This is a genomic window from Flexivirga oryzae (genome assembly GCF_014190805.1).
GTDB classification, from domain to species: domain Bacteria; phylum Actinomycetota; class Actinomycetes; order Actinomycetales; family Dermatophilaceae; genus Flexivirga; species Flexivirga oryzae.
This window is the reverse complement of the sequence record NZ_JACHVQ010000002.1, coordinates 786,365-799,569: the sequence shown is the minus strand read 5'-3', so window position 1 is coordinate 799,569 and position 13,205 is coordinate 786,365. Positions and strand designations below refer to the sequence as shown.

The following is a 13,205-nucleotide window of genomic DNA, read 5'->3' as shown; positions in this document are numbered from 1 at the left end:
GGACCGGGCGCTGAGCTGGTCAAGATAACGATGAGCGTCTGTGTCGGGGTTCGCTTGATCTGACTGGGCGGTCGCTGGGATCGCCTGGCGTCAGGTCAGGAGGACCAGGGATGGTGATTCATCGTGATCAGCGCCGCGCCGACGTGCGGGAGGCGCTGAACGAGTTCGAGAAGTGGCTGCTGCGGGAGCGGTCAGCGCAGGAGCGCACCGCTGCCGCTTACACGGCCCGTGTCGCAGCGTTTGTGGAGTGGCTGCCCGCACCGGTCGATCAGTCGCTGGCGACGCTGACGGCGGCGAAGGTGACCGAATGGGTGAACCTGGAAGCAGCACGAGGGTTGAAGGCGTCCACGCTGGGCAAGCAGTTGGTGATGCTGCGCTCGTTCTTGCAGTACGCCCACCGCTCAGGCCGGACGGGGCAGGACCTGTCCGGAGTGGTGCCGCACGCGGCGGCCTGGCGGCTGTCGTCGATCCCTGACCCGGTGCCTGCTGGGACGATCGAGGCGCTGTTCGCCACTCTCGATTTGCATTCGGCGAAAGGGCTGCGTGACCGGGCGATCCTGTTGCTGTTGACCGGTCTGGGGCTGCGGGCCTGTGAGATCGCCGGGCTGCGACTCGACGACATCGGATGGCGCACCGGAACCCTGCGCGTTCGGGGCAAGGGTGACCGTGTCGATGAGCTCCCACTGCCGGATGAGATCGGCCAAGCGTTGGAGGACTACGTTCTTCACGGCCGCGGCGGCCGGATCGTCGGCGAGGAAGTGTTCTTCACCGTGATCGATCCGGTCCAGCCGTTGACGGCGAATGGTGTCTGCGGGACCGTCCGACAGATCTGTATCAAGGCCGGGGTGGAGAAGTTCGGCCCGCACCGTCTGCGACACACGTTCGCGACGGGGATGCTCGCATCCGGGGCCACGTTGCAGGAGATCCAACGGCTGCTACGGCACGCTCACCTGCGCACGACCGCGATCTACACCAAGGTCGACACGAACCGACTGGCCGCGCTGGCTCCCGAGTGGCCTGCTGCCGCGTCGAGCAGGCGGACCCGATGACCGGCCTGCGTGAACTCCTGGAAGGCTACCTGGCGACCCGAAGGGCGCTCGGGTTCAAACTGGCCACGCCCGGCAAGGCCCTGGACGCGTTCGTGGGGTGGATGGAAGAAGCAGGCGAACCCACCATCCGACACGATCTGGCGACCGCCTGGGCTTCACAGTTCTCCCGTGGCACCGTGTTGGAGTACTTGAACTACGTCCGTCAGTTCGCTGCGCACGTCGCCTGGTTCGACCCCGCTACCGAGATTCCGATCCTCGACGGGCGACCCTACGGGGCGCATCGTCCTCGCCCGCTGATCTTCACCAGCGACCAGATCGACATGCTGCTGGCTGCGGCGGGCAGGCTGACTCCACAGGTCCGTGCGGCATCCTGGCAAACACTGCTCGGGCTGCTCACAGTGACCGGGATGAGGATCAGCGAAGCCCGCAACCTCGATGACGGGGACATCGCCCTGGACGAGTCCGGTGATGGCAGCGGCTGGGCACGAGTGACGGACACGAAGTTCGGCAAGTCCCGCCTCGTTCCGCTCCGCTCATCGACGATGGCAGCGATCAACAGATATCAGCGCCTTCGGGACAAGACGTTCCCGGTCCCGAAGACCGCGGCAGTGTTCGTCGCTCGGCGCGGCACCCGACTCGCTCGCTCGACCGCAGGAAACACCTTCCGAGAGATCCGAGAGATGGCCGGTCTGGCTGGTGGCCCGAACCAGCCGGCTGCCCGGCTGCATGACTTTCGGCACTCGTTCGCGACAACCACGCTGATCGGTCACATCCGCGGCGGCGGGGATGTCGATGCGATGATGCCGGTGCTGTCGGCGTTCCTCGGGCACGTCGGCCCGGAAGCGACGTACTGGTATCTGTCGAACACCCCGGAGTTGGCAGCCGCTCTTGCCGAACGTATCCAGGCGAGTGGGGCCGATGATGAGTGAGCTCGCACCGCTGCTGCAACGGTTCTTCACCGACAAGCTCGACCGGCACCTGAACGCCAGCGTCCACACGAAAGCGGCCTACGCCGACACGTTCCGCCTCCTGCTGGGTTACGCCGAGCGGGCCACGGGCATCGCCCCGTCCGCGCTGACTCTGGCCGACCTCGACGCGGACCTGATCGGCGGGTTCCTCCAGCACCTGGAAACCGAGCGCAGGAACTCCCCGGCCACCCGCAACACGCGCCGCGCGGCGCTGCGCTCGTTCTTCACCTACGCCAGCTACCGGGCACCGGACGCGATCGCCACGATCAGCCAGGTCCTCGCAATCCCCGCGAAACGCACCAAGACCACCCTCGTGTCGTTCCTCACCGCGGCCGAGGCTGAAGCCCTCATCTCCGCTCCAGACACCAGCACCTGGCTCGGGCGCCGTGACCGGCTCCTGCTGCACCTGGGCATCCAAACCGGGCTGCGTGTCAGCGAGCTGATCAGCCTGCGGATCGACAGCATCACCATCGGACCGCACAGCCAACTCGAGTGCGTCGGGAAAGGCCGCAAGCAGCGAGTGATCCCGCTGCAGAAGAACACCGTGAAACTCGTTACGGCCTGGCTCGCCGAGCGCCCACCGCAGGCAGAGGGACCGCTGTTCCCGACCAGTACAGGCACCGCGCTGACCAGAGCCGCCGTCGGCAAGCTCGTCACCAGACATGCGGCGACCGCGGCCAAGCGATGCCCTTCGCTGGCAGGGAAGAACGTCACCCCGCACACGCTGCGGCACACCTGCGCGATGAGCCTGCTGCACGCCGGGATCGACACCGCGAGCATCGCGCTCTGGCTCGGTCACGCGAACATCCAGACCACGCAGATCTACCTCCACGCCGACCTCGAAATCAAACGACGAACCCTGGAACGCGTCCCCGCGATCGATGAACGGCCCCCAGCTCGCTACCAGGCCTCGGACGCTCTCATCGCGTTCCTCAAGAACCGCTGAGCCCGGCACGGTTATGTTGACCAGCTCAGCGCCCGGTCCCCTCCGGAGCAGGGCATCGACCGAGCCAGTCAACATAACCCCGAGGTCGACATACCATCGCCCGAAGCCTGCTCGAGACCGGCGGCTTCAGACCCCAACTCCTACACCCCCGATTGGGATGAGCCCGATAACCCATCGCCACAGCCGAAAGCGAGTGGCGACATCGAATTCGACTGTTGCACAACCTGATCCTTAACCATGCCCAGATTCGCAAGGAGTTCGCATGACCATCACCACCCCCGATCAGCTCGACACCGGGACCCTCAACGACGTTCGGCCGATGACCGGTGACGAGTATTTGGAATCACTGCGTGACGGCCGCGAGATCTACTACCGCGGTGAGCGCGTGGACGATGTGACGACGCATCCGGCATTCCGGAATTCGGCGCGGTCGGTTGCCCGCATGTACGACGCCATGCATGACCCGGCCAACGCCGGTGTACTCACCACACCGACCGACACCGGCAACGGCGGCTTCACGCATCCGTTCTTCAAGACCGCACGTAGCGCCGACGATCTGCTAGCGGCCCGCGACGCCATCACCACCTGGCAGCGTGAGGTGTATGGCTGGATGGGGCGCTCTCCCGACTACAAGGCGTCGTTCCTGGGCACGCTCGGTGCCAACGCCGACTTCTACGGCGAGTACAAAAACAATGCGCTGGACTGGTATCGCAAGTCGCAGGAGCGGGTGCTCTACCTCAACCATGCCATCGTGAACCCGCCGATCGACCGCGACAAGCCGGCCGACGAGACCGCCGACGTGTGCGTCCACGTGGAGAAGGAAATCGACGCCGGCCTGATCGTCTCGGGCGCGAAGGTTGTCGCCACCGGCTCGGCAATCACGAACGCCAACTTCATCGCGCACTACGGACTTCCGTTGCGCAAGAAGGAATTCGGCCTCATCTTCACCGTGCCGATGGACTCGCCCGGTCTTAAACTGTTGTGCCGCACCTCGTATGAGATGAATGCCGCGGTGATGGGCACGCCGTTCGACTACCCGTTGTCGAGTCGATTCGACGAGAACGACGCCATCATGGTGTTCGACAAGGTGCTCGTCCCGTGGGAGAACGTCTTCGCCTACGACGTAGAGACCACCAACAACTTCGTGATGCGCTCCGGCTTCCTCAACCGCTTCATGTTCCACGGATGTGCCCGCCTCGCAGTGAAACTCGACTTCATCGCGGGCTGCGTCCTCAAGGGAGTCGAGATGACCGGGACGGCAGGATTCCGCGGCGTGCAGATGCAGGTGGGCGAGATCCTGAACTGGCGGGACATGTTCTGGGGTCTGTCCGACGCGATGGCCAAATCGCCCGACGAGTGGGTCAACGGCGCCGTGCAGCCGAATCTCAACTACGGCTTGGCGTATCGAACGTTCATGGGCGTCGGCTATCCGCGGATCAAGGAGATCATCCAGCAGGTGCTCGGAAGTGGGCTGATCTATCTGAACTCGCACGCCAGCGATTGGGGCAATCCCGATATCGCGCCGTACCTCGAGCAGTATGTGCGCGGGTCCAACGGCATCGCCGCCATCGACCGCGTGCAACTGTTGAAGCTGCTCTGGGACGCAGTCGGCAGCGAGTTCGGCGGCCGCCACGAACTGTACGAGCGCAACTACGGCGGCGACCACGAGGCGGTGCGCTTTCAGACGCTGTTCGCCTACCAGGGCAGCGGGCAGGACGTCGCGTTGAAGGGATTCGCCGAGCAGTGCATGTCCGAGTACGACGTCAACGGCTGGACGCGGCCCGACTTGATCAGCAACGACGACCTAGAGATCGTGCGGCGATGAGCAGCCCGACCGCAGACTTGGCCGCCACCCCGCTGCGGATGCGCAAGGCGTTGGGACGCTTCGCCAGCGGCGTCACCATCGTCACCACCGCGGAGGTCGACGACGGCGCCCAATCGTGCGACGACGCGGCCGTGCACGGGATGACGGCCAATGCGTTCACCTCGGTATCGCTGGACCCACCGCTGGTGTTGGTGTCCATTTCGACCCGCGCCAAGATGGATGCCCGCATCGCCGAGACCGGCCGCTACGGTGTGTCCATCCTGGCAGGCGATCAAGAACCGTTGTCGCTGCACTTCGCCGGGGCGACGCACAAGCCAGACCTCGTCAAGTTCGTGTGGCGGCAGGGCGTCCCGCTGCTCGACGGTGCGTTGGTGCACCTGTCGTGCCGGGTCACCGACTCCCACCCGGCCGGCGACCATACGCTGCACGTCGGTCGAGTTGAGGAGCTCTGGTACGACGACGGCCGACCGCTGGTGTTCTATACCGGCAGCTTCCGGGCACTCGAACTGCCCGAACGCCCCGAGCAGTGGGGTTTCTAGCGGGGCGGGGAGGCCGTGCATGCTCAGGCGATCAACTGTGCACGCACGGTCATTCTCCCCGCCCCATACCGGCCTTAGTGTTCTGAGTCACCCCCCCTGAAGGGTGCGCCATAGAAGGGATACTCATGGCAGCGCTGCAAACCGTAGGAAAGATCGGTCCGGTCCTGGATCTGTTCTCCGTTCGCAAACCCGAATGGGGCGTCTCCGAGGTGGCCGCGGCCATCGACGTACCCCGGTCCAGCGCACACGCGCTGCTTTCGTCGCTCGTCGACATCGGCCTGCTGCAATGCCGCTCACGCGGCCGGTACCGGATCGGATGGCGCGTCGTCGAACTCAACCAGACGCTGCAGGGGACCGTCGACGTCCGGTCGTGTGCGGCGCCGACCCTGCAGACGCTGTCGGAAACCTACAACGAGACAACACATCTGGCGATCATGGACCGCTACCGCGTCATGTATGTCGACAAGGTGGTCGGCAATCAGGTGATCAACGTGACCGGCGCCCGGATCGGTGCGCACCTCGACGCCCACTGCAGCGCAGTTGGCAAAGTCCTTCTGGCGCATTGTAGTTCGGCGGAGATTGAGCGGAACATCACGCACAAGCCGTTGCGTCGGCTGACGCCGTCGACGATCACCAATCCGGCGTCGTTGCAGGCTGAGCTGCAGAGCGTTCTACGGACCGGATGCGCATTCGACTCTGGCGAAGCGGTCACCGAGGTGCATTGCGTGGCGGCTCCGATCCGCGACGAACTCGGCGTCGTGGTCGCGGCGTTGAGCATGACCGCACCCTCCACTCGCTTCGTGCCCGCCCAGAACGAGTACCGGCGCGCGGTGATCTCGGCGGCTGCGGAGGTATCGCGGACACTCGCCCGTGCCGAGGACATCACCCCGGTCGGCGCGCCGGAAACACCCCTGCACGCGGTCGCCGGATGATCTCCCGACTTTCGTTGTCCAGCATCTACCGAGAAAGTCATTCATGACCGATGACATCGCACGCGCCGCCGATACTCTGCTGCGCGCCTATGAAACCCACGAGCCCATCGACCCGCTCACCCCCCAATTCGCCGACGCTCCGCTGTCGGTCGCTTACGAGATCGCCCAGGCGCAAGTCCAGGCCTGGGAGAAGGCAGGCGACACCGTCAAAGGACACAAGGTAGGCCTGGCGTCGCGCGCCATGCAGCGCCAGGCCGGGGTGACTCAACCTGACTTCGGCCAGCTCACCAGCACAATGTTCTTCCTTGAGCACCAACCGATTCCGGCCCGCACCTTCATCCAGCCACGGATCGAACCCGAGGTCGCATTTGTTCTCAGTCGGCCACTCACCGGTCCCGGCGTAACAGTCGCCGAGGCGGCAGCCGCCGTCGACTTCGTGTTACCTGCGCTGGAGATCGTCGACTCCCGGATCCGCGATTGGAGGATCGGCATCTTCGATACCGTTGCAGACAACGCGTCGTCGGGCGGGGTGGTGCTCGGCAGCCGCCCGGTGCAGCTTTCCGACGTTGACCTTCGCCTCGCCGGCTGCACCCTGCACGTCAACGGCGATCTCGTCGGCACCGGCGCAGGCGGCGCCGTCCTCGGATCACCCCTGAATGCGCTTGTGTGGCTTGCCAATACCGTGGGACCGCTGGGCGTCACGCTGGAACCCGGCCACGTGGTACTCCCCGGCTCCATGACCAAGGCGGTCGATCTGCGACCCGGCGATTCGGTGGTTGCCGCCGTCGCCGGCCTCGGATCGGTGACCGCCGTGTTCGGACAGGAAGACAAATGACAGACACCGAGTGGGGGCCGGCCAAGGTCGCCGACATTCTCCTGACCGCCCAACGCACCCGAACGCCGCGAACGTCGCTGCAGGCGGAGTGGTCGGGGCTGGACCTCGACGTTGCCTACGCCGCACAGGATCTCGCGCTGACCGACCGGAAAGCCAAGGGCGAGAATGTCGTCGGAGTGAAGCTCGGCCTCACTTCGCGCGCGAAGCAGAAGCAGATGGGCGTCGACGAGCCGTCGGTGGCATGGCTGACCGACGCGATGGCCTTGCCCGCCGGACTACCCGTCCCTCGCGACACACTGATCCATCCGCGAGCCGAGCCAGAGATCGCGTTCATTCTTGGGCGGCCGCTGGCCGGGCCCGGCGTGACCGCGGCGCAGGCACTCGCCGCCGTCGACTGGGTGGTAGGCGCTGTCGAAATCATCGACAGCCGCTACTCGGGCTTCAAATTCACGCTCGCCGACGCGGTGGCCGACAACAACTCGTCGGGCGTCTACGTGACCGGACCTGTTGCACGCCGGGTTGATTCGCTCGATCTCGGAATGGAGGCATGTCTTCTCGAAGTCGACGGCGACGTCGTCGACAGCGCCACCGGCGCAGCAGTTCTCGGCCATCCGGCCGAGGCTCTCGCGTTCGCCGCGAACACACTCGGCGCACGAGGACACACGTTGGAAGCAGGGTGGGTGGTGCTGACCGGCGGCATGACCGACGCCGTCGCAGTTGAACCGGGGGCGCGGGTAGCGGCACACTTCACGTCCCTCGGATCCATTTCCATCGCAGGAGGTTGAACTATGCCGTTCATCGAAGTGACTCTCGCCCAAGGTCGTACACCGGAACAGTTGCGGGCGTTGATCCACGAGCTGACCGCGGCGACCGAACGCACCGTGGCCGCACCGAAGGCCAACATCCGGGTGATTCTTCGCGAAGTCCCGCCGACGCACTTCGCCGCCGGTGACGAGACCCTCGCCGAGCGCCGCGCGGCCGCCGACTGATCGGCAACGCCGAACCGTCGGAGCCGTTCGACCGTCGACGCACTGAATGCTCGACACACGCTGGTCGGACGGTAGCGAATGCCGAAACATCACTGGGGTACAAAGCCTTTCAACCTAGGAGCCCCAGATGACCTCCCTCGACGAACGTACCGTTGCCGCCCCACCGGTGTCGCGCCAGTCCGACACCATGTATCACGATCTGCTCAGCCCACCGGAAATCGTTGCACTTCGCCGACGCGTCCGCGACGTCGCCGGTCGGGACATCGCACCGCTCGCCTGCCGCATCGCTCGCGGCGACGAGCGGCTCGACGGCTTTCCACGGGATGCATTCGATGCTCTTGCCTCCGCAGGGATTTACCGGATCCCGTTCGGCACCGATGTCGGCGGCGACGGACTGGCGCATCGCGCGACGGCAACAGCGACGGCAGTCGAAGAACTCGCCTATTACTCCAACAGCGTCGCAGCGATCTTCGACGTGCACGCTATTCTCGCCGGCAACGCGATCGACCAGGGGTCCGCTGATCAGCGTCGCCGCTGGCTGACCCCGGTGGTGGCGGGCGAAATAGTCGGGGCGTTCGCGACCAGCGAGCCTGCGGCGTCGAGCGACCTCTCACCGCAGGCCGTGCAGACCGTCGCGGTCCGCTCCGGTGACGGCTGGATCCTCAACGGGCGCAAGCGATGGATCACTAACTCGGTGGTTGCCGCGTTCGTCGTCGTGCTCGCTCGCACCGACGAACGCCTCACCACCTTCATCGTCCCGACGGATACTCCCGGAGTGTCGATCGGCCAGGCGGATCGCAAGTTGGGCAACCGTGGACAGATCACCGCCGATGTGATTCTCGACGACGTGCGCTTAGCCGACGACGCTGTGTTGGGCGAGATGGGCGGCGGCCTGAAGGTCGCACTGCAGACGTTGACGTACGGTCGGATCGGGATCGCAGCGGCCGGCGTCGGAATGGCACAGGCTGCGTTCGACCACACTGCAGCGCATCTCGCCCAGCGCCATGCGTTCGGCGAACCCCTAGGCGCCAAGCAGCATTGGCAGTTCTTGATGGCCGACCGCGCTACTGAGATCGCGATTGCGCGGGACCTGTATCTGAAGGCCGCACTTCGTCTGGATTCCGGAGTACCGTTCCCCGAGCCCGAGGCAGCGATGGCGAAGCTGCGCGGCAGCGAGATAGCCGTACAGATGGGCCGCGACGCCGTACAGGCCTTCGGCGGCTTCGGCTTCACCCAGCAACTGGGCGCTGACGATTCGTCGAGCCCAGTGGAGGCGATCTACCGCGACTCGAAGATCGGCGAGATCTACGAGGGTGCGAGTGAAATTCAACGCTGGGTATTGGCGAGGCAGATCTTCGGTAGGGAGATTGCAGGGTGATGTTCGCCAACACTGCCCACTGCCGATTTCCCCGCTGATCGAGTAAGGACTTTCCCGCCGGTCGAGTAGGGACTTTCCCGCCGGTCGAGTAGGGACCTCGAAGCGAAGCGGAGAGGTCCCTACTCGACCGGCGGTATCGGCCGGCGAGTACCGTCGCGAGTTCGGCGTCTCGCCGTCGGACGATCTACGCCGTTCCTGACCGACCACTCTGACCTCGCTGAGTCCGGTACTGCGCCGGACTCGCACCGAAGGCGCGCCGGAACGCCCGACTGAAGTGCGACGGGTCTTTGAATCCCGTTTGCGCACAGACGTCGACGACGCCGAGGTCGGTCTGCAGCAGCATGGTGCGTGCACGTTCGAGTCGTTGACGAGAAAGCCAGGCTCGCGGAGTTCCGCCCGCCGCGCTGAACAGCTTGTGCACATACCGCACCGACATACCGGCCTCAGCACCGATGTCCGCAATGGTCCGGTCTGAATCGTCGATGTGCCGCAGCATGATTCGCTGTACCCGCCGAATATCGTCGGCGTGCACTCGATCGATTACGGCGACCGGTGTGGTGACGTCGTTCACCGCGGTCACCACCATGTCCAACAATGCGGTGGCGATCGCCGACGCAGAGCCGGCGGAGACGTCGTCGCCGTGCGTCGCGACGTCGACGATCAGATTCGACGCAAGGCGCCCCACTCCCTGTTTCGCCGGCACGGCCACCCCGACCGCCGAGTCGATGATGCCGCGGGAAGCTCGGGAGTCCAGTTCGGCCCGGGGGATACGAAGCACCACCTGCGCGAATTCTGTTGTGCCCGAGACAAAGAACGGTCGCGATGCGTCCACGATGCCAAACGCCCCACCGCCGAGGACCCCGGTCCGTCCGTCCTGACCCAGCGTCGCGGAACCACCAGTCACGAGGCACAGAATGTAATCCTCGCCTGCGTCGGAATCGATCATCGCCGGTGACCGAACCACGGTGTGCGGGTCGGCGTGGACCATCGACAGCGACAGGTCCGAAATCGGTCGGGCGGTCAGTTCCGCACGGAACGGCCCGCCCTCGCCGGGCCAATCGACATCCATCTCGCAGAACGTCTGATCCAACGCCGCCGACCATCTCGCGCGCCCTTCAGCTGCTGCCAACTGATCAGTCTTCACCGCGACCAGACTGCTCTCGGACGCGGTCGCGTCCGTGCACTCCGGGTCATTCATCGGTGCAGGTTCAGTCATTCTCTTGAGCCACCTCCGCCAATAGTGTTTCAAATCACAGGGTATCGGTTCGACGGACCACCCGGATCTCCGAAGCCTTGCGCAGCCAGTCACCATGCCGCGTTCGGCATATCCGAATTCACCGCCCGCTAGGAGTCTCAGATGACCGCCGCCCCCGCTATCCCATCGTGGATCGAAGACATCACCATGGCCGAACTCGAGGCCGACCCACATCCCTTTTACGAGCGACTGCGCCGCGAAGCGCCGGTCGCGTTCGTCCCTGCGCTGGGGCTGCACATCATCTCGACGCGCGAGCTCTGCATGGAGATCTCGCGCGACTCCGCGAACTGGCCTGCCATCATCTCGCCTGCCGGGAGCCGCACCTTCGGCGACGGCGCCATCCTCAACGCCAACGGTCCCGAACACCGCGAGCTGCGCGACATGGTGGAGCCGCACCTGCAGCCGTCGGCCGTCGACACCTACATCGACGACCTCGTCCGCCCAACCGCGCAGCGGATGGTCGCCGCGATCGAAGACGACGGAAAGGCGGAAATCGTCTCCGCGTACTGCGAGCCGCTGGCTGTCCGTGCCCTCGGCGACATGATGGGATTGCCCGACGTTTCCGAGGACAAGCTGCGCGAATGGTTCCACAAGCTGTCCGGATCGTTCACCAACGCGGCTGTCGACGAGAACGGTGAATTCGCCAATCCGGAGGGGTTTGTCCCCGGCGACGAGGCGAAAGCCGAGATCCAGGAGATCCTCGACCCCAAAATCGACCGCTGGATCGTCGAACCCGACGACAGCGCCATCAGCCACTGGCTGCACGATGGAATGCCGGCGGGCCAGACCCGTAGCCGCGACGTCATCTACCCCAACCTGTACGTGTTTCTGCTGGGTGCGATGCAGGAGCCGGGGCACGCCATGGCCACCACCCTGGCGGGCCTGTTCACCAAGCCCGAGCAGTTGGAGCGAGTTATCGACGACCCGAATCTGATTCCCCGCGCCGTAGGCGAGGGAATGCGCTGGGTGGCCCCCATCTGGTCCGCCGCGGTGAAACTGACGACCGAGGAAGTCACCGTCGGCGGCGTCACGTTGCCCGCCCACACCCCGGTGATGCTGACGTACGGCTCGGCCAACAATGACGAGCACGAGTACGACGCTCCCACCGACTTCGACATGGACCGCCCCGTGGTTCCGAATCTCACTTTCGGTGGCGGAGTACATGCTTGCGCAGGAACATATTTCGCGAACAACTTGATCCGCATCGGCCTCGAGGAACTGCTCGAGACCATCCCGAACATCGAGCGCGACGACACCCACGATGTCGACTTCTGGGGCTGGGGATTCCGCGGCGCCCAAGCCTTGCACGTCACCTGGGAGGTCTGAGGTCATGTCCGCTCCGACTCTCGATCCGCCCCAGGAGGACCACCTGATCACGCACTCGGTCACCGTCGCAGGCTCGCCCACCCCGTTCGAGGCGGCACCCGAGCAATCGATTCTCGACGCCGCATTACGCGCCGGACAGTGGCTGCCGCATTCATGCACACAGGGCACGTGCGGCACCTGTAAAGTCCGGGTCCGCAGCGGCGACGTAGACCATCGCGACTCACCCGAGTTCACCCTGACCGCGGACGAGCGTTGCGCCGGACTGGCGTTGGGCTGCATGGCTTGTCCCCGGTCGGATGTCACCGTCGAACCGCTCGGTGCGGTCGACGACGACACGCCACATCATCCGCTGCGCGACTACACCGCCACCGTGCTAACGATCGATGAGATCGCCACCGACACAAGGCGACTCGTCGTCGAACTCGACGAACCGATGACGTTCAACGCCGGTCAGTACGCCGAGTTGGTAATACCGCACAGCGGCGTCGGCCGCCAGTATTCGATGGCCAATCCACCGAGTGAAACATCGCGGCTCGAATTCCACGTGAAGCGCACTCCAGGCGGCGCCGCGACTGACGGCTGGATCTTCGCCGGTCTCGCGACCGGCGACCAGTTCACGCTGCGCGGCCCACTCGGCCAGTTCAACCTCGTCAAGGCACAGACCGAACCTGCCATTCTGATTGGTGGAGGCACCGGACTCGCACCATTGAAGTCCATCATCCGGCACGCGCTGGAGAACGACCTGGTTCCCGCGCTGCACCTCTACCACGGCGGCCGACGCCGGGAGGATCTCTACGACGTCGACTACTTCACGGCGCTGGCGCAGGAATACGAGCACTTCACCTACCGGCCCGCGCTGAGTGAAGACCAGTGGAGCGGCGACGACGAACTGTCGTGCGCGGGCGCAACCGGAATGGTTACCGACGTCGTCGTCGGCGACTTCTCCTCGTGCAAGGGCATGAGCGCCTACCTGTGCGGCCCACCCGCAATGATCGAGGCTGCGGTGAAGTCACTCAAGCGCCGCCGGATGGCACCGAGGCTGATCTTCCGCGAGGAGTTCACTGTCGCAGCTGCACCGTCGGCGGCTGCGAATTCGGCCCCCGACTGCGCCGCGCCCTGAACGCGTAAGGTGACACGAGGTGTCACAACTGGCCGCAAGTCGG

The 13,205-nt window shown here is 65.2% G+C and carries 13 protein-coding genes; 12 read left to right on the top strand and 1 reads right to left on the bottom strand.

Going from position 1 to position 13,205, the window contains the following annotated elements:
* Nucleotides 1–110: 110 nt before the first annotated feature.
* The 10 genes from FHU39_RS16810 to FHU39_RS16765 all read left to right on the top strand — a co-directional run bounded on the left by FHU39_RS16810 (nucleotide 111) and on the right by FHU39_RS16765 (nucleotide 9,461).
* Nucleotides 111–1,049 carry a tyrosine-type recombinase/integrase gene (locus tag FHU39_RS16810; RefSeq protein WP_183319349.1) on the top strand — a complete coding sequence of 313 codons (939 nt, stop codon included), beginning with the start codon at nucleotides 111–113 and terminating at the stop codon, nucleotides 1,047–1,049.
* Nucleotides 1,046–1,978, top strand: a complete 933-nt coding sequence (locus tag FHU39_RS16805; protein WP_183319350.1) for a tyrosine-type recombinase/integrase — start codon at nucleotides 1,046–1,048, stop codon at nucleotides 1,976–1,978. The genes FHU39_RS16810 and FHU39_RS16805 overlap by 4 nt, the downstream gene beginning before the upstream one ends.
* Complete coding sequence (locus tag FHU39_RS16800; protein ID WP_246336165.1) at nucleotides 1,968–2,963, top strand: tyrosine-type recombinase/integrase; 996 nt, start codon at nucleotides 1,968–1,970, stop codon at nucleotides 2,961–2,963. Before FHU39_RS16805 ends, FHU39_RS16800 begins: the two co-directional genes overlap by 11 nt.
* Before the next feature lie 262 nt (nucleotides 2,964–3,225).
* A complete protein-coding gene (locus FHU39_RS16795; RefSeq protein WP_183321700.1) occupies nucleotides 3,226–4,788 on the top strand; it encodes a 4-hydroxyphenylacetate 3-hydroxylase family protein in 1,563 nt (520 codons plus the stop codon).
* The gene (locus FHU39_RS16790) at nucleotides 4,785–5,327 is read left to right on the top strand and encodes a flavin reductase family protein (RefSeq protein WP_183321699.1); all 543 of its coding nucleotides are present in this window, start codon (nucleotides 4,785–4,787) and stop codon (nucleotides 5,325–5,327) included. Before FHU39_RS16795 ends, FHU39_RS16790 begins: the two co-directional genes overlap by 4 nt.
* A 125-nt stretch (nucleotides 5,328–5,452) precedes the next feature.
* A complete protein-coding gene (locus tag FHU39_RS16785) occupies nucleotides 5,453–6,259 on the top strand; it encodes an IclR family transcriptional regulator (protein WP_183321698.1) in 807 nt (268 codons plus the stop codon).
* A gap of 43 nt (nucleotides 6,260–6,302) precedes the next feature.
* The gene (locus FHU39_RS16780; protein ID WP_183321697.1) at nucleotides 6,303–7,094 is read left to right on the top strand and encodes a 2-keto-4-pentenoate hydratase; all 792 of its coding nucleotides are present in this window, start codon (nucleotides 6,303–6,305) and stop codon (nucleotides 7,092–7,094) included.
* A complete protein-coding gene (locus tag FHU39_RS16775) occupies nucleotides 7,091–7,879 on the top strand; it encodes a 2-keto-4-pentenoate hydratase (protein ID WP_183321696.1) in 789 nt (262 codons plus the stop codon). Before FHU39_RS16780 ends, FHU39_RS16775 begins: the two co-directional genes overlap by 4 nt.
* A 3-nt stretch (nucleotides 7,880–7,882) precedes the next feature.
* Nucleotides 7,883–8,083: a 2-hydroxymuconate tautomerase gene (locus FHU39_RS16770; protein ID WP_183321695.1), complete on the top strand. Its 201-nt coding sequence runs from the start codon at nucleotides 7,883–7,885 to the stop codon at nucleotides 8,081–8,083.
* A 127-nt stretch (nucleotides 8,084–8,210) separates the two neighbouring features.
* A complete protein-coding gene (locus tag FHU39_RS16765; protein WP_183321694.1) occupies nucleotides 8,211–9,461 on the top strand; it encodes an acyl-CoA dehydrogenase family protein in 1,251 nt (416 codons plus the stop codon).
* A gap of 184 nt (nucleotides 9,462–9,645) precedes the next feature.
* Here the strand turns inward: FHU39_RS16765 and FHU39_RS16760 are convergent, their stop codons facing one another.
* The gene (locus FHU39_RS16760) at nucleotides 9,646–10,659 is read right to left on the bottom strand and encodes an AraC family transcriptional regulator (protein WP_221185574.1); all 1,014 of its coding nucleotides are present in this window, start codon (nucleotides 10,657–10,659) and stop codon (nucleotides 9,646–9,648) included.
* 159 nt (nucleotides 10,660–10,818) lie between these two features.
* On the opposite strand from FHU39_RS16760, the gene FHU39_RS16755 reads away from it, so the two are divergent.
* Nucleotides 10,819–12,042, top strand: coding sequence for a cytochrome P450 (locus tag FHU39_RS16755; protein ID WP_183321693.1), 1,224 nt, complete (start codon nucleotides 10,819–10,821; stop codon nucleotides 12,040–12,042).
* Nucleotides 12,043–12,046: 4 nt separating this feature from the next.
* Nucleotides 12,047–13,162, top strand: a complete 1,116-nt coding sequence (locus FHU39_RS16750; RefSeq protein WP_183321692.1) for an NADH:ubiquinone reductase (Na(+)-transporting) subunit F — start codon at nucleotides 12,047–12,049, stop codon at nucleotides 13,160–13,162.
* The last annotated feature ends 43 nt before the right edge of the window (nucleotides 13,163–13,205 follow it).

Excerpts from the sequence above, each read along its gene's own strand:
- FHU39_RS16810 (WP_183319349.1), top strand. The coding sequence starts at position 111 with ATGGTGATTCATCGTGATCAGCGCCGCGCCGACGTGCGGGAGGCGCTG.
- FHU39_RS16805 (WP_183319350.1), top strand. The coding sequence starts at position 1,046 with ATGACCGGCCTGCGTGAACTCCTGGAAGGCTACCTGGCGACCCGAAGG.
- FHU39_RS16800 (WP_246336165.1), top strand. The coding sequence starts at position 1,968 with ATGATGAGTGAGCTCGCACCGCTGCTGCAACGGTTCTTCACCGACAAG.
- FHU39_RS16795 (WP_183321700.1), top strand. The coding sequence starts at position 3,226 with ATGACCATCACCACCCCCGATCAGCTCGACACCGGGACCCTCAACGAC.
- FHU39_RS16790 (WP_183321699.1), top strand. The coding sequence starts at position 4,785 with ATGAGCAGCCCGACCGCAGACTTGGCCGCCACCCCGCTGCGGATGCGC.
- FHU39_RS16785 (WP_183321698.1), top strand. The coding sequence starts at position 5,453 with ATGGCAGCGCTGCAAACCGTAGGAAAGATCGGTCCGGTCCTGGATCTG.
- FHU39_RS16780 (WP_183321697.1), top strand. The coding sequence starts at position 6,303 with ATGACCGATGACATCGCACGCGCCGCCGATACTCTGCTGCGCGCCTAT.
- FHU39_RS16775 (WP_183321696.1), top strand. The coding sequence starts at position 7,091 with ATGACAGACACCGAGTGGGGGCCGGCCAAGGTCGCCGACATTCTCCTG.
- FHU39_RS16770 (WP_183321695.1), top strand. The coding sequence starts at position 7,883 with ATGCCGTTCATCGAAGTGACTCTCGCCCAAGGTCGTACACCGGAACAG.
- FHU39_RS16765 (WP_183321694.1), top strand. The coding sequence starts at position 8,211 with ATGACCTCCCTCGACGAACGTACCGTTGCCGCCCCACCGGTGTCGCGC.
- FHU39_RS16760 (WP_221185574.1), bottom strand. The coding sequence starts at position 10,659 with ATGAATGACCCGGAGTGCACGGACGCGACCGCGTCCGAGAGCAGTCTG.
- FHU39_RS16755 (WP_183321693.1), top strand. The coding sequence starts at position 10,819 with ATGACCGCCGCCCCCGCTATCCCATCGTGGATCGAAGACATCACCATG.
- FHU39_RS16750 (WP_183321692.1), top strand. The coding sequence starts at position 12,047 with ATGTCCGCTCCGACTCTCGATCCGCCCCAGGAGGACCACCTGATCACG.